This is a genomic window from Saccharopolyspora hirsuta, assembly GCF_008630535.1.
In the GTDB taxonomy this organism is placed as follows: domain Bacteria; phylum Actinomycetota; class Actinomycetes; order Mycobacteriales; family Pseudonocardiaceae; genus Saccharopolyspora; species Saccharopolyspora hirsuta.
The window spans coordinates 168720-184248 of record NZ_VWPH01000002.1 but is presented as its reverse complement, the minus strand read 5'-3'; the positions used below and the strand labels follow the sequence as shown (position 1 = coordinate 184248).

Sequence of the window (15529 nt, the reverse complement as noted above, 5' to 3'; positions counted from 1 at the left end):
CACACGCCCCGTGGCCACATCCACCGAGTCCTTGGTCACCATCGGGCGGTCAGGACTGCGGGGCGTGCTCCGGGAAGCGGAAACCCGTGGTCTCGCCCTCGCTCGGCACCGCCGCGAGGCCCACCGGGTCCCAGACGCCGTAGCGCGGGCTGAGCTGCACCCCGGCGCGGTCGGCCGTCGCGCCGAGCAGGTACGTCCCGAACTGCTGCAGCACCTGGTCGTCCGCGCCGTTGGCCAGCTGGGCCGGGGCGGCGGGGTCGACCTGGCGGTCCTTGATCCGCACGACCAGCCACTGGCCGTTGTTCGGCGTCCGCTCGAAGGCCATCACCGTGCCGGGTTCGGCGCCGAAGAGCGGCGTGGTGGTCGCGAGCTCCGGGGTGTCCACCGGGCGCGCCCGCTGGTCGGCACCGGCCAGCAGCCCGGCCGCCGCGTCCTCGGCGACCAGCGCCGCCGACTCCTGCGGGCCGCGCGCCATCCGCCGGGCCTTCTCCTCGGCCTCCCGGCGGGTGCTCGCCTGGGTGAGGTCGAAGGTGATCACCAGCCGGTCGATGTACTTGCGCCCGAGCTCCGCCGTCAGCAGCTGGGTTCGGACCATCTCACCGGCTTCCCGCGGGCCGTAGATCATGCCCTCGGTGGCCGCCTCCGGTCCGCCCAGCTGGCCGATCCGCTCCGCGACCTGCTGATCGGTGACGGTCAACCGCTCCTCGCGCGCGGCCTGCTCGACCAGCTCCTGGCGGACCAGCTGCGAAGCCAGCTGGCGCCCGACGTCGTCGAGCGCGCCCTGCTCCTTCGCCTGCGGCTTGATGTCCGGCTGCCGCTCGAAGAGCTCGGTGAACCAGGACTGCACGTCGGCGACCGGGATCCGGGTGTCGCCGACGATCGCGGCGGCACCGACCTGGCTGGGCCCGGAACCGCAACCGGCGAGCAGCAATCCGGCCGCGGCGATCGAAGCGAGAAGGCGCCCGTGGCGCGTGCGGAAGCTCACAGCCGCACCCTCTCACGAGATCAACGCCCGGTGAAGCCACTTCAGTGGTTCCAGTGGCTGAATTCCACGGCACCGGGAGGCGCTGATCGCCGCACCCGGGGATCGTTTCGGCAGGACATGGCACGTGCGCACTTTCTGGTGCTGCAGCCCCGGAAAGTGCGCACGGAACCCCGCCAGACCCAACGCCCGGCCGGAGCCGGTCAGCGACCGAGCGGCCCGGCCGCCATGTTGACGATCACCTTCTCGCCCTCGACCAGGACCTCGTAGTCGACGCTCTGGGCCAGGCCGATGGTCAGCTCGCCGGTGCCGTGCGAGTTGTCGTTGACCACCGCGCTGCTCGCGAGGCGCTGGTCGAAGCTCTCCGGGCCCGCCGTGCGGCGCTCCGGATCCGCCACCTCCACGTAGATGTGCAGGAACGCCTTGCCGGTGATGCCCTCGACCGGTTCGCCGGAGCCACCCCAGACCGGGGCCTGCTCGTTCAGCTCGTGCTTCATCACCTTGATGCCGTCGACGCCCTTCAGGCCGCTGAAGTCGAAGACCACGCGCTCCTCGTTGCCGTGCACGCCGGCGCGGATGTCCGGCTTGTCGGTGGAGACCGGCGCCTGGAAGGTGCTCGCCTGCTCGGAGCTCCCGGACTGCAGGGGCTGCACCTGCTGCGGCGCGTCCGCGGGACGCGGGGCTTCCGGCTGCGCGCCCGCCGAGCACCCGGCCGCTGCCAGCGCGGACAGCGCGATCGATCCGGCCGCCAGGATCAGCTTGCTGCGCGAGAACATCGGTAGAACCTCTCAACCACGGGGACTTTCCCCTACAGACGCGCAGCACTGCGCCAGGTTCCCGCCGGGGCAGAACTGATCTCCGGCACATTTCGCGCCGCTCCGGGGAATCCGGCGATCACCGGTCGCTGTTAGTCCTCTGTGGACACGAACCGATCGGCGCGCGGGTGATGAAGCGGAGCGCGTCGGCGAGGCGTTCCCGGTGCTCGCCCAGGACTTCCGGGTCGACACCTTCCGCCGTGATGGCCACCAGTTCGTCGGTCGCCGCCCGCAGCGCCGCGCTCACGGCCGCGGCCTGCATGCGGACCTCGAGCGCATCGCTCGGCACACCCAGCCGCTCGGCGAGGACGTCGACGAAGGTGGGCTCCGCGCGCTCCCGCAGCACGAGGTACGCCGCGCGCAGCGCCGGTTCGTCGTGCGTCATCCGGATGACCGCGAGGACAGCTTCGACGTCGGACCACTCGGGTGCGAGCGTGTAGGCCGCGCGCAGGTGCTCGGCCAGCTCCAGCTCGGGCGGCCAGCTGCGCAGGACGTCCTGGAAGGCGTCGAGCGTCTTGGTCAGCAGCGGCTCGACGCAGCTCTCCTTGCTGCGGAAGTAGCGCCACAGCGTGCGCTCGGAAACCCCGGCCGCCTTCGCGATCTGCTCGCCCGACGTCGCCGCCACCCCCTGCTCGCGGAACAGCCGCACCGCGTGGCGGGAGATGTCGAGCCGCTGCTGCTGGCGCTGCTCCTCGCTCACCGGCGGGCGCCCGCGGCGAGCGGTCCGCTGGACCATCAGCACCTCCACCGGGCGATCGGGCGTTGACACACCTTAACCGACCCGAACATTATTGGCAGTGTCTGCCAATAATGATCCGGGAGAAGCCATGAGCGTTGCCGCCGAACGCCTGCAGTTGCCCTTCCCGAGGCCGAACGTCCTCGACCTCGCCCCGCTGTACGAGGTGCTCCGCCGCGAAGCACCGATCACCCCGGTCACCACCCCGGCCGGGGACCCCGCCTGGCTGGTCACCCGCTACGACGAGGTCAAGGCGCTGCTCGGCGACAAGCGGCTCGGCCGCTCCCACCCCGAGCCCGAGCGCGCCTCGCGGATCACCACGGCCGCGGTGCAGGACGGTCCCACCGGCAGCTACGAGACCGAGGAGGCCGACCACGCGCGGATGCGCCGACTGCTCACCCCGGCGTTCTCCGCCAAGCGGATGCGGATGCTCTCCCAGCACGTGCAGGACCTAGTCGACGGCTACCTGGACCAGCTGATCGCCGAGCGCGCGACGCCCGACGACGTCGTCGACCTGCACTCCGGCCTGGCCTTCCCGCTGCCGGTCGCGGTCATCTGCCGACTGCTGGGCGTGCCCGAGAGCGACCGCGAGCACTTCCACGCGCTGTCCGAGCGCATGGCCAGCCCGTCCGCCGGGGGCGAGGCGCACCAGGCGCGCGAGGAGTTCAGCCGCTACATGGTGGGGCTCGCCGAGGCCAAGCGCGACCAGCTGGGCGAGGACGTGATCTCCGACCTGGTGCGCGCCCAGAGCGCCGACGAGGCTTTCGACTACGACGAGATGATCCGGCTGTGCGTCGGGCTGCTCTTCGCCGGGCACGAGACCACGGTCAACCGCATCGGGCTGGGCGTGCTGTTCCTGATGACCCGCCCGGAGCAGTGGGCGGCGCTGACCGCCGACCCCGACGGGCGGGTGGACGCCACCGTCGAGGAGATCATGCGGCTGGGCGCGCCCGGCGACCTCGGCCTGCTGCGCTACGCGCACACCGATCTCGACGTCGCGGGCACCACGATCCGCACCGGGGACGCCGTCATCCTGTCGGTCAACTCCGCCAACCGCGACCAGGCCGCCTACGCCGACGCCGAGACCTTCGACCCGGACCGCGCCGAGCGCACCCACCTCGGCTTCGGGCACGGCGCGCACTTCTGCATCGGCGCGAGCCTCGCCCGCACCGAGCTGCGCATCGTCTTCGCCACCCTCGCCCGGCGGCTGCCCGGCCTGCGGCTGGCGAAGGGCGTGGACGAGCTGCCGGTGCGCCCGACCATCACCGGCGGCGTCGCGGAACTCCCGGTGACCTGGTGAACGAGGAGGAAGACGTGAAGGTGACAATCGACCAGGACAGGTGCGTCGGATCCGGCCAGTGCGTGCTGACCGCCGAGGCGGTGTTCGACCAGCGCGACGAGGACGGCATCGTCGTCCTGCTGAACGCCACCCCGCCCGCGGAGCTCGCCGCCGAGGTCCGCCACGCGGCCGAGATGTGCCCGGCCGCGGCCATCACCGTCGAGGAGTGACCTCGTGAGCGGCGGTGATCGCCGCCACCGCCGCTCACGACCTGGGTTCGCCGTGGTCTTCCACGGGCCCGACCTCCAACTGGAACTCGCCGCCGTGGCGCTCGGTGCCCGCGATGACCGCCTGCTCCAGCACCTGCGCGCCCTTCTCCCCGCGCTGCATCATCGGGTCCTCGCGCAGGTCCTTCAGCAACGCCACGCACAGCAGCACCATCACCACCGCGAAGGGCGCCGAGGCGAGGAACGTCAGGTTCTGGATGCCGCTGAGCGCGTCCTCGCCGCCGACGACGAGCATGATCGCGGCCACCGCACCGGTCGCGGCACCCCAGAACACCACGATCCACCGCTTCGGATCGATCGAACCGCGCTGGGACAGCGTGCCCATCACCACCGAAGCCGCGTCCGCGCCCGAGACGAAGAAGATCGCCACCAGGACCATCACCAGCACCGTGGTGATCGCCGTCAGCGGCAGCGTCTCCAGCACCCGGAACGTCTGCGCCTCCTCGCCGCCGCTGCGGAAGACGTCCGCCCCGCTCTGCTGCACCTTGATCGCGCTGCCGCCGAAGATCGCGAACCACACCAGGCTGACCACGCTGGGCACCAGGATCACCCCGCCGACGAACTGGCGAATGGTGCGGCCGCGGCTGATGCGGGCGATGAACATGCCGACGAACGGCGTCCAGGAGATCCACCACGCCCAGTAGAAGATCGTCCAGCTGGACAGCCAGTCGTTCATCGCCGCCCCGCCGGTCGCGCCGGAGCGGGACGCCATCGAACCGAAGTCGCGCAGGTAGACGCCGATCGAGGTGGGCAGCAGGTCCAGGACGAACACCGTCGGGCCGACCACGAACACGAAGATCGCCAGCAGCGCCGCCAGCACCATGTTGATGTTGGACAGCCACTGGATGCCCTTGGCCACGCCCGACACCGCGGAGGCGATGAAGCACACGGTCAGCACCACGATGATCAGCACCAGCACGGTGTTGCCGACCGCGCCGATCCACCCGGCCGCCTGCATGCCGCTGCGGATCTGCAGCGTGCCCAGCCCGAGCGAGGCGGCCGAGCCGAACAGCGTCGCGAACAGCGCGAGGATGTCGATCAGCTTGCCGGCCGGGCCCTCCGCCCCGCGCTTGCCGATCAGCGGCGTGAACACCGCGCTGATCAGCTGCTTGCGGCCGCGGCGGAAGCTGCAGTAGGCGATGGACAGGCCGACCACCGCGTAGATCGCCCACGGGTGCAGCGTCCAGTGGAACAGCGAGGTGGCCATCGCGGTCTCCACGGCCGCGTCGCTGAGCGGCGCCACGGTGCCCGGCGGCGGCTCCACGAAGTGCGCCAGCGGCTCGGCGACGCCGAAGAACATCAGCCCGATGCCCATGCCCGCGCTGAACATCATCGCGATCCAGGACACGGTGCGGAACTCCGGCTCCTCGTCGTCCTCGCCGAGCGGGATCGCGCCGTAGCGGCTGAACGCCAGCCACAGCGCGAAGACCACGAAGCCGGTGGACGCGAGCACGAACCCCCAGCCGATGTTGGTCACCAACCAGGACAGCAGCGAGCTGGACACCGCGGCCAGCGTCTGGGTGGAGAACACGCCCCAGCCGACGAAGACCACCGTGATGACCGCGGTGACCCCGAAGACCAGCAGGTCGGTGCGGTGCGCGGCGGCGAAGGCTTCCGGCGACCGCGGGATGTCCGTGCCGGTTTGGTTCGGTTCAGAGGCCTTCCTGGTCATGATCCGCGCCTCCTCGTGACCGATGCGGAGCCGGATCAACGGTCACGCCACCTGCGGATCTCGGCAACTCAGGACGAGATCCGCAGGTGGCGACCGGCCCGGTTCCCGCCGGTGGCGGCCCGTGAGCGCCTTGCGGGGCTATGGCACCAGAACGTGCTCACGGGACCTGACCTGCGGAAACGGAGCCTCAGCGGTCAGGCGACGGGGGCCGGGGCCGTGGTGAGGTCCGCGAGGAACTTGGTGCACCACTCCAGGAGGGCGTCGTCGCGCAGCGGCGGGGCGCCCATGCGGCCTCCGGCCGCGCCCTCCGTCGGGCGCGGGACCGACACCGTGCGGACCGCGGGCTTGTAGACCGCCTTCGGGTACAGGCGCTTGAGGCGGACCTGTTTGGAGTCGGCCAGCTCCAGCGGGGCCAACCGCAGCGACGCGCCCTGCAGCGTCACCTCGCGGACCCCGTGCTCCCGGCAGCGCTGCCGGAACCGCGCCACCTTCAGCAGCCGCTCCACCGGCTCCGGCAGCGGGCCGTACCGGTCGACCAGCTCGGCGCGCACCGCCTCCAGCGCCTCCTCGTCGGCCGCCGCGGCGAGCTTGCGGTAGGCCTCCAGGCGCAGCCGCTCCCCCGGCACGTAGTCGTGCGGGATGTGCGCGTCGATCGGCAGGTCCACCCGGACCTCGGTGAGCTCCTCCTCCGCCTCGCCGGGCTCGGCCCCGGCGTGCTTGCGGAAGGCTTCTACGGCCTCGCCGACCAGCCGCACGTACAGGTCGAAGCCCACCCCCGCGATGTGCCCGGACTGCTCGGCGCCGAGGATGTTGCCCGCGCCGCGGATCTCCAGGTCCTTCATCGCCACGGCCATGCCCGCGCCCAGCTCGGAGTTCTGCGCGATGGTCGCCAGCCGGTCGTGCGCGGTGTCGGTCAGCGGCTTCTCCGGCGGGTACAGGAAGTACGCGTAGCCCCGCTCCCGCGCGCGCCCGACCCGGCCGCGCAGCTGGTGCAGCTGGGCGAGGCCGAGCATGTCCGAGCGGTCCACGATCAGCGTGTTGGCGTTGGAGATGTCCAGGCCGGTCTCCACGATCGTGGTGCACACCAGCACGTCGTGCTCGCGCTCCCAGAACCCCTGGATGATCTTCTCCAGCCGGTCCTCGTTCATCTGCCCGTGCGCGGTGACCACCCGCGCCTCCGGCACCAGCTCGCGCAACTGCCGCGCCACCTTCTCGATGTCGTGCACCCGGTTGTGCACGAAGAACACCTGGCCGTCGCGCAGCAGCTCGCGGCGGATCGCGGCGGCGACCTGCTTCTGGTCGTAGGCGCCGACGTAGGTCAGGATCGGGTGCCGCTCCTCGGGCGGGGTGAGGATGGTCGACATCTCGCGGATGCCCGCCATGCTCATCTCCAGCGTCCGCGGGATCGGCGTCGCGGACATGGTCAGCACGTCCACGTGCGTGCGCAGGGCCTTGATGTGCTCCTTGTGCTCGACGCCGAAGCGCTGCTCCTCGTCGACGATCACCAGCCCCAGGTCCTTGTAGCGGATGCCGGTCTGCAGCAGCCGGTGGGTGCCGATCACGATGTCGACCTCGCCGTCGGCCAGGCCCTTGATCGTCTGCTCGGACTCCATCGGGTCGGTGAACCGGGACAGGCCCTTGATGGTCACCGGGAACGAGCGCATCCGGTCGGTGAAGGTGTTCAGGTGCTGCTGGGCCAGCAGCGTGGTCGGCACCAGCACGGCGACCTGCTTGCCGTCCTGCACCGCCTTGAACGCCGCGCGCACCGCGATCTCGGTCTTGCCGTAGCCGACGTCGCCGCAGATCACCCGGTCCATCGGCACCGGCCGCTGCATGTCCGCCTTGACCTCGTCGATGGCGGCCAGCTGGTCGCCGGTCTCGGTGTAGGGGAAGGCGTCCTCCAGCTCCCGCTGCCACGGGGTGTCCGGGCCGAAGGCGTGCCCCGGCGAGGACTGCCGGGCGGCGTAGAGCTGCACCAGCTCGGCGGCGATCTCCTTGACCGCCTTGCGGGCCTTGGCCTTGGTGTTCTTCCAGTCCGAGCCGCCGAGCTTGTTCAGCGTCGGCGTCTCGCCGCCGACGTAGCGGCTGACCTCGTCGAGCTGGTCGGTGGGCACGAAGAGTCTGTCGCCGGGCTGGCCGCGCTTGCTCGCCGCGTACTCCAGCACCAGGTACTCGCGAGTGGCGCCGCCGACGGTGCGCTGCACCATCTCCACGTACTTGCCGATGCCGTGCTGCTCGTGCACCACGAAGTCACCGGTCTTGAGCGCCAGCGGGTCGACCGCGTTGCGCCGCCGCGACGGCATCCGCCGCATGTCCCGGGTGGACGTCCCGCCGCGACCGCCGGTCAGGTCGGCCTCGGTGAGCACCACCAGCGCGATGCCGGGCGCGGCGAAGCCGTCCTCCAGACCGCCGCGCACCACCGTGACGACCCCGGCCTCCGGCTCGGTCTCCAGCCCGTCCTCGGCGAGCCGCGCGGGCAGCTCGGCCTCGCGCAGCTGCTGCACGGCCCGCTGCGCGGTGCCCGCACCCGCCACCACCAGCAGCGCCGCGCCGCCCGAGGCGGTGTGCGCGCGCAGGTCCGCGAAGGCCCGCTCGATCTCGCCGCGGTAGGCGTCCACCTGCTTGAGGACCAGGCGGACGACCTCGTCGTCGTCCTCGCCCTCCTCGCTGGTCAGCTGGGTCAGCGGCCACCAGGGCAGCCCGATGGACACGGTGTGCTCGGCGACCTCGGCCAGGCTGCGGTAGGCCGACGCGCCGAGGTCGATCGGCGCCTTGCCGCCGTCCGCGGCGACCATCCAGGACGCCTCCAGGAACTCCTGGCCGGTGCGCACCAGGTCCGCGGCGCGGGCGTGGATCTTCTCCGGATCGGCCAGCAGCACGTGCGTGCCGGTGGGCAGCAGATCCGTCAGCAGCTGCATCTCGCCTTCGCACAGCGCCGGGATCAGCGCCTCCATGCCCTCCACCGGAGCGCCACCGGCGATCTTGCCGAGCATCTCCGCGAGGTGGGTGTCGGTCTGGTGCTGCTCGGCGAGCTTGGCGGCGCGCTCCGCGACCTGGTCGTCGATCAGCAGCTCCCGGCAGGCCGGGGCGAACAGCTCGGTGTCCTGCGCGTCCGGCAGCGAGCGCTGGTCGGCCACCGCGAACGGGCGGATCTCGGTGACCTCGTCGCCCCAGAACTCCACCCGCAGCGGGTGCTCCTCGGTCGGCGGGAACACGTCGACGATGCCGCCGCGCACCGCGAACTCGCCGCGCTTCTCCACCATGTCGACCCGGTCGTAGGCCAGCTCGGCGAGCCGGTCCACCAGCTCCTCGAAGTCGTGCTCGACGCCGACCGACAGCCGCACCGGGCGGAGCTCCCCCAGCCCCGGCGCGATCGGCTGGATCAGGCTGCGCACGGTGGTCACCAGCACCCGGATCGGGCCGTCCGCGTGCTCTTCGGGGTGCGCGAGGCGGCGCAGCACCGACAGCCGTCGGCCGACCGTGTCCGCGCGCGGCGAAAGCCGTTCGTGCGGCAGGGTCTCCCAGGACGGGAACACCGCCACGCCGCCCGGTCCGAGCAGGTCGGAGACCGCGGCGGCGGCTTCCTCGGCCTCCCGGCCGGTGGCGGTGACCAGCAGCACCGGGCGGGCGGCGCCGTCGGCGGCGGCCAGCGACGCGGCGGTCAGCGAACGCGCCGCAGCCGGGCCCTCCAGCACCAGGCGCGGCCGACCCGCAGCCCCGACGACCTGCTGGAAAGCGGGATCGCGCAGCACGACTTGGAGCAGTCCGCGCAGGGGACCGGCCTGGCTCATGGAGCTACCTCGCAGCAGAGATCGCGAAATGCGGACACACCCCTGCCCGGGACGAACGCCACGCCGGGAGGGGCGACGGCACCCAGACTACGACTCGGCACCGACGCGAACACCGCGGCCCGAGCACGCAGCGTCGCAATCCGTGTCCGGTGTCACACTGATCCCATGCACGTGCGCCGGTTCGTCGCGTTGGTCCTGGTTCTCGTCCTCGCGGGCTGCGGCGCGAACGGTGCGAGCCGCCCCACCCCGGCCAGCACGCCACCACCGGCGCCCGACGCGGAGCTGCGCGTCGAGGTGATCGCCGACGGGCTCGAACACCCCTGGGACATCGGCTTCCTGCCGGACGGCACCGCCCTGGTCAGCCAGCGGCCCGGCCGGATCGCGCTGCTCGCCGACCACCGCCCCGGCGCGCTGGTGCACCCGGTCCGGGCTGATCTCGGCGACGTGCTGGTGGCCGGTGAGGGCGGCCTGATGGGGCTGCTGGTGCACCCGGACTTCGCGAACGACCGGCGGTTCATCACCTGCCAGACGCACCAGGTCGGCGGCGACGCGGTGGACGTCCGGCTGGTCACCTGGCGGCTCGCCGAGGACGGCTCGCGCGCGGACCGGGTCGGCGACCTGCTCACCGGGCTGCCGGTGAACCCCAGCGGTCGGCACTCCGGCTGCCGCCTCGCGCTCGCCGCGGACGGCGCGCTGCTGGTCGGCACCGGCGACACCGCGCGGCCCGCCGACCCGCAGGACCGGACGTCGCTGGGCGGCAAGGTGCTGCGGATGAACGTCGACACCGGAGCACCGCTGCCGGACAACCCGTTCATCGCCTCGCCCGACGCGCGCGAGCGGCTGGTCCTCAGCTTCGGGCACCGCAACGTGCAGGGCATCGCGCTGCACCCCGACGGGCGGGTGTTCACCGCCGAGCACGGCCCGGCCAACGACGACGAGGTCAACCTGCTGCGGCCGGGCGCGAACTACGGCTGGGACCCGTCGCGGGGCGGCGTCTCCAGCAGCTACGACGAGTCGGTGCCGATGACCGACCAGCACCGCTTCCCGGACGCGGTCAAGGCGGTGTGGACCTCCGGCGACGAGCGCCTGGCCCCGAGCGGCGCGACGTTCCTGACCGGCCCGCAGTGGGGGCGCCTCGACGGCGTCCTGGCCGTAGCCACGCTCCGCGGCAGCAAGCTCCTCCTGCTCCGCACCGAACCCGACGGCGCGGTCCGCGAGGTCCTGATCCCGGCGGAGCTGGACGGGACCTTCGGCCGCCTCCGAGCGGCCCGCCAGGGCCCCGGCGGAGCCCTCTACCTCTCCACCTCCAACGGCCAGAACGACAAGATCCTCCGCATCACCGCCCCCTGACCCCGCACGCCGCGGAGGCCCGCGGTTTCAATTGACACTGCGGACGGCCACGCACGGCGGATCACAGTTTCAATTGAAACCGCAAGTCGACCGACCACCGACAACCGGTCACCACGACGGGACCCGATGCGACGATCCACCGGCGTGCCGGACACCGACACCCCGGCTCCGGTCGACGACTCCCGCGATTTCAATGGAAATCAGACGTCCGATTTCCATTGAAATCGCGCCCGACCGGGGGCGCGGGCCGCGATCACTTCGTCGAGAGGCGGGGTTTGTGCTCCAGGTGGGAGAGGCCGTTCCAGGCGAGGTTGACCAGGTGCGCGGCCACCTCCTCCTTCTTCGGCTTGTGCGCTTCGAGCCACCACTGGCCGGTCAGCGCGACCATGCCCACCAGCGCCTGGCTGTAGAGCGGGGCCAGCTTCGCGTCGTAGCCGCGGGCGCTGAACTGCAGCGCGAGGATGTGCTCGACCTGGCTGGCGATGTCGTTGAGCAGGCTGGAGAAGGTGCCGCTGTTGCTGGCCACCGGCGAGTCCCGGACCAGCACGCGGAAGCCGTCGGTGTTGTTGTCGATGTAGTCCAGCAGCGCCCGGGCCGCCTGCTCCAGCAGGTCGCGCGGGTGCCCGGCGGACAGCGCGGAGACGACCAGGTCCAGCAGGGTGCGCATCTCGCGGTCGACCACGACCGCGTACACGCCCTCCTTGCCGCCGAAGTGCTCGTACACCACGGGCTTGGACACCCCGGCGCGGTGCGCTATCTCCTCGATCGAGGTGCCGTCGAAGCCCTTCTCCGCGAACAGCGCGCGGGCCACGTCGAGCAGCTGCTGCCGACGTTCCTTGCCCGTCATCCGGACCCGCGCGGTGCGCCCCGAAGGATTTGCTCCCGGTTCGGGCGCGTTCCGCCCGCGTCGCCGTGATACCACTCGCACCACCCTAGGCGGCAAGACCGGCATCCGTGTGCCGACCCGTGCGAAAAAAATTACCGCTCGGCAACCGCCGAACGGGCACTTCTCGATTCCGACCCACGACTGACGCGGTGTCGGGCAAGCGGCGCCAGCCGCTTTCGGAGGTGAACAGCTACCGCGAAGGGCGACCGGCGCCGGCGGTCAGGTGCCGCATGCGCCGCAGGCGCACAACCCACCCTCGCCACCGGCACCGCCGCGGGTTCTCAGAGGCCGCCTGGCGAGGACAGCCCGTTCGCCGTGTATTGGGCCATACACAAGAACGGGATCCCGCAGCCAGGCGGCCTCTGAGGTTCCGCTACCGGCACCGCCGCGCAGGGCGACCACCGGAACCGGAAAGGGTCAGCCCTTGTACTCGGTGACCGCGATCCGGGCGAGGCGCTTCTCGTTGGGCCAGCGGACCTTCCAGGCCCAGCCGACCTTCTCGAAGAACCAGATCACCCGCGCCGAGATGTCCAGCTGACCGCGCAGCACGCCGTGCCGGGCGCAGGTCGGGTCGGCGTGGTGGGAGTTGTGCCACGACTCGCCGAAGGACAGGATCGCCAGCGGCCAGAAGTTCGCCGCCTTGTCCCGGCTCTTGAACGGGCGCTCGCCGATCATGTGGCAGATCGAGTTCACCGACCACGTGATGTGGTGCAGGAAGGACACGCGCACCAGGCCCGCCCAGAAGAAGGCCGTCACCGCGCCCCACAGGGACCAGCTGATCAGTCCGCCCAGCAGCGCGGGCAGCAGGAAGCTGAGGGCCGTCCACAGCGGGAACAGCCGGTTCAGCACGACCAGCTCGCGGTCCTTGAGCAGGTCCGGGGCGAACCGGTCCTCGTTGGTCATCTCCCGGTTGAACATCCAGCCCATGTGGGAGTGCCAGAAGCCCTTGGTCAGCGCCACCGCCGAGGTGCCGAACAGCCAAGGCGAGTGCGGGTCGCCCTCGCGGTCGGAGAAGGCGTGGTGCCTGCGGTGATCGGCGACCCAGGTGATCACCGGCCCCTGGACGGCCATCATCCCGGCGATGGCCAGGGCGATCTTCACCCCGCGGTTGGCCTTGAACGAGCCGTGCGTGAAGTACCGGTGGAAGCCGACGGTGACTCCGAGACCGCTGATCACCCAGAAGGCCACGGCCAAGCCGATGTCGAGCGGCCCCACGCCCCAGCCCCAGAGCACCGGGATCGAGGCGATCAGCGCAGCCATCGGAATCAGCAAGAACGCATACACGAGGGACGAACGTCCAGCGGACTGCGGCCCCGTGGTCAGCGGCTTAGGTCCGGATTCGGTCTTCGGGGAGGCAACGCGCTCGGATACTGCGGTCATACTCAAATACCTCAGATGACATTGGGGAGGTGCGAAAACAGCGTCCTGCGCCGGGCAGCCCGGCCCCGCAACACCTCCACCTACGGGACCGTAACCTACGCAAGCGTAAGTTGTCCGATGCGGAATCGTCACCCCCCAGCGGCAAATTCACGGCGTGTCACACTCTTCCGGGCGTGTCCGGTTTGCTCGCGTTCACCTGATCGGACTGATCAACTGCGCAACCCGACGCCGTCCGGATGCGTCCCACCTCCGTGCCAGCACGCCCCGGAACCCCCGACTCCGCAAGCCCGACGCCGTCCCGCCCCGAGCGCCATGTCACGATGTCGGCCGGGCACCACCGCCTGTCGCCCCGGGCCGGTAAGCTCGGGCAGCGGTGCCGGGCGTCACAGATCGGCTCCGCGGGCCGACGACGCCCGATCCGCCGTGGTGTAAAGGCAGCACCTCGGATTTTGGTTCCGATGGTCCAGGTTCGAATCCTGGCGGCGGAGCGAGCGGTCCTCCCGGATCCGACGCGGCGCGCGGCGACGCGCACCGTCCGGGAGGCAGGGTGAACAGGGGGTGTGCGCCGCTGCGCGACGACACGACCGCCGTGCGCGAAGAACCGGCGACCACGCTGAGCGAGGTGTCCGACGCGTGGTTGGTCGGACGCGCACGCGAACTGAACGCAGTCGGCCAGCACAGCGACCCGGCCGGACAGCGCAGCACCATCCGCGAGGCGGACAACCTGCTCGCCGAGGCCCAGCGGCGCGGTGAACCCCGGATCGTCGCCCAGCTCCTCCGGCACTGCGCCTCGATGCGGCTGGCCACCCCCGGTCTGGTGGACAGCGCCGACCCGCTGCTCGACGAACTGCTCATCCACTCCCGCCGCCACGGCCTGGACGTGCTGCAGGCCGACGCGCGCGCCCTCCGCGGCCGACGCGCGCTGCTGGGCGGCAGCGAGGACATCGCGCTGACCGAGATCGCCCACGGGCTGGCGATGCTCGACGAGGAGCTGGTGCCCGACCGCACGCTCGGCCGCCGCTCGTGGGAGCGGCTGCTGGCGACCGCGCTGATCGACATCGGCCTGGTGCTCACCCAGCTCGGCGTCTACGAGATGGCCGACGAGGTGATGGCCCGCGCCCACCAGCGGATCCGGGAGAGCGGCGGCCCGCACGAGATCGCGGTGCACATGATCAACCGGTGCCGGATGCTGCTCGGCTGGGGGCTGCGGCTGGAGCGCATAGGGCAGGACGAGGAGGCCGCCGCCCGGTTCGCCACCGCGTCGGCCATCGCGGTGGCCGTCGAGGGCCCCTGGCGCGAGTCGCTGTTCCCCCGCGTGTCCGACCGCCCGGCCGCCGAGCAGATGCCGGTGCTCGGCGCCGCGCACGCGCTCGCGCAGCCGCACGCCGAGCACATCGACCGCCTGGAGGTGCTGCGCACCCTGGACCGCGCGATCCACCCGCGGGAGAAGATCATCGTGGCGATCGCGCTCTCCCGCTGCCTGACCCGCGCCGACCAGGGCGAGCGCGCGGTGCAGGTGCTCTCGGAGACCAGGGCCGAGCTGGACGCGGACACCTCCGAGCCGACGCTGCGCATCTCGCTGGCCCGCGAGTACGCGCACCTGACCGACCTGGACAGCGCCGACGTGCACGAGGCGCTGCGCGAGTACGCGCTGGAGCTGGAGACCGAGCTGTGGACCATGCGCCAGGCGCGGCTGTCCACTTTGGTCACCCGGCTGGAGAACTCGCGGCTGAGCCACAAGCACGACGCGATCACCCGGCAGGCCCTGCAGGACCCGCTGACCGGCCTGTCCAACCGCCGCGCCCTGGACGACCGGCTGGAGGCGCTGCTCAACGAGCCCGACGCCGATCCGCTGGCGGTGGCGCTGGTCGACCTCGACGGGTTCAAGGGCGTCAACGACCGCTGCTCGCACGCGGAGGGCGACGACGTGCTGCGCACCGTCGCGGTGACCTTGCGCGACACGCTGCGCACCGACGACTTCGTCGCGCGCTACGGCGGCGACGAGTTCGTCGTGCTGCTGCCGGGCGCGACGCTGGGCGCGGCGGAGGCCGCGCTGCAGCGCGCGGTCGAAGCGGTGGACCGGCTGCCCGCCGAGCTCATCCACGGGGTGACGCTGTCGATCGGCGTGGTCGCGATGCGCCCGCAGGAGTCCGCGGCGCAGGTGCTGGCCCGCGCGGACGCCGCGATGTACCAGGCCAAGCGCGGCGGCGGCAACCGCGTCGCGGCGCTGGCGGGCGGCGCGATCCCCCCACCGGACCAGCCCGCCGAGGATCACTCCGTGTGGATCCCGCCGGACGCGCTCTAATCCGATCGAGTTGCGCACAACGGACACCCCCGACCGACCAGCTCGA

General features: G+C 71.7%; 11 protein-coding genes and 1 tRNA gene. 5 read left to right on the top strand and 7 right to left on the bottom strand.

Annotated features, from left to right (window positions below; genetic code table 11):
- Positions 1 to 49 precede the first annotated feature (49 nt).
- The 3 genes from F1721_RS03915 to F1721_RS03905 all read right to left on the bottom strand — a co-directional run bounded on the left by F1721_RS03915 (position 50) and on the right by F1721_RS03905 (position 2533).
- Entirely contained in the window at positions 50 to 985 is a 936-nt protein-coding gene (locus tag F1721_RS03915) for a SurA N-terminal domain-containing protein (RefSeq protein WP_150065151.1), read from the bottom strand.
- Between the two features lie 200 nt (positions 986 to 1185).
- Positions 1186 to 1758 carry an AMIN-like domain-containing (lipo)protein gene (locus F1721_RS03910; RefSeq protein WP_150065150.1) on the bottom strand — a complete coding sequence of 191 codons (573 nt, stop codon included), beginning with the start codon at positions 1756 to 1758 and terminating at the stop codon, positions 1186 to 1188.
- 118 nt (positions 1759 to 1876) lie between these two features.
- Positions 1877 to 2533, bottom strand: a complete 657-nt coding sequence (locus F1721_RS03905) for a TetR/AcrR family transcriptional regulator (RefSeq protein WP_170301343.1) — start codon at positions 2531 to 2533, stop codon at positions 1877 to 1879.
- Between the two features lie 91 nt (positions 2534 to 2624).
- Here F1721_RS03905 and F1721_RS03900 point away from each other — a divergent pair, with 91 nt between their 5' ends.
- Both F1721_RS03900 and F1721_RS03895 read left to right on the top strand, forming a co-directional pair.
- Positions 2625 to 3833 carry a cytochrome P450 gene (locus F1721_RS03900; protein ID WP_150065149.1) on the top strand — a complete coding sequence of 403 codons (1209 nt, stop codon included), beginning with the start codon at positions 2625 to 2627 and terminating at the stop codon, positions 3831 to 3833.
- Positions 3834 to 3847: 14 nt separating this feature from the next.
- A complete protein-coding gene (locus F1721_RS03895) occupies positions 3848 to 4042 on the top strand; it encodes a ferredoxin (protein ID WP_150065148.1) in 195 nt (64 codons plus the stop codon).
- 34 nt (positions 4043 to 4076) lie between these two features.
- Here F1721_RS03895 and F1721_RS03890 read toward each other — a convergent pair whose 3' ends face one another.
- Positions 4077 to 5771: a BCCT family transporter gene (locus F1721_RS03890; protein ID WP_246154194.1), complete on the bottom strand. Its 1695-nt coding sequence runs from the start codon at positions 5769 to 5771 to the stop codon at positions 4077 to 4079.
- A 194-nt stretch (positions 5772 to 5965) separates the two neighbouring features.
- On the bottom strand, positions 5966 to 9562 hold the full coding sequence (gene mfd, locus F1721_RS03885; protein ID WP_150065147.1) for a transcription-repair coupling factor: 3597 nt from the start codon (positions 9560 to 9562) through the stop codon (positions 5966 to 5968).
- Between the two features lie 165 nt (positions 9563 to 9727).
- Here mfd and F1721_RS03880 point away from each other — a divergent pair, with 165 nt between their 5' ends.
- Positions 9728 to 10912, top strand: a complete 1185-nt coding sequence (locus F1721_RS03880) for a PQQ-dependent sugar dehydrogenase (protein ID WP_150065146.1) — start codon at positions 9728 to 9730, stop codon at positions 10910 to 10912.
- 253 nt (positions 10913 to 11165) lie between these two features.
- On the opposite strand, the gene F1721_RS03875 is transcribed toward F1721_RS03880, so the two are convergent.
- Positions 11166 to 11759, bottom strand: a complete 594-nt coding sequence (locus F1721_RS03875; RefSeq protein WP_150065145.1) for a TetR/AcrR family transcriptional regulator — start codon at positions 11757 to 11759, stop codon at positions 11166 to 11168.
- Between the two features lie 456 nt (positions 11760 to 12215).
- Positions 12216 to 13178 (bottom strand): acyl-CoA desaturase, encoded by a 963-nt coding sequence (locus F1721_RS03870; RefSeq protein ID WP_150065144.1) that lies wholly within the window; start codon positions 13176 to 13178, stop codon positions 12216 to 12218.
- A 417-nt stretch (positions 13179 to 13595) separates the two neighbouring features.
- On the opposite strand from F1721_RS03870, the gene F1721_RS03865 reads away from it, so the two are divergent.
- Positions 13596 to 13666 (top strand) — tRNA-Gln (locus F1721_RS03865).
- A gap of 59 nt (positions 13667 to 13725) precedes the next feature.
- Positions 13726 to 15483 carry a GGDEF domain-containing protein gene (locus F1721_RS03860; RefSeq protein WP_387512769.1) on the top strand — a complete coding sequence of 586 codons (1758 nt, stop codon included), beginning with the start codon at positions 13726 to 13728 and terminating at the stop codon, positions 15481 to 15483.
- Positions 15484 to 15529 lie beyond the last annotated feature (46 nt).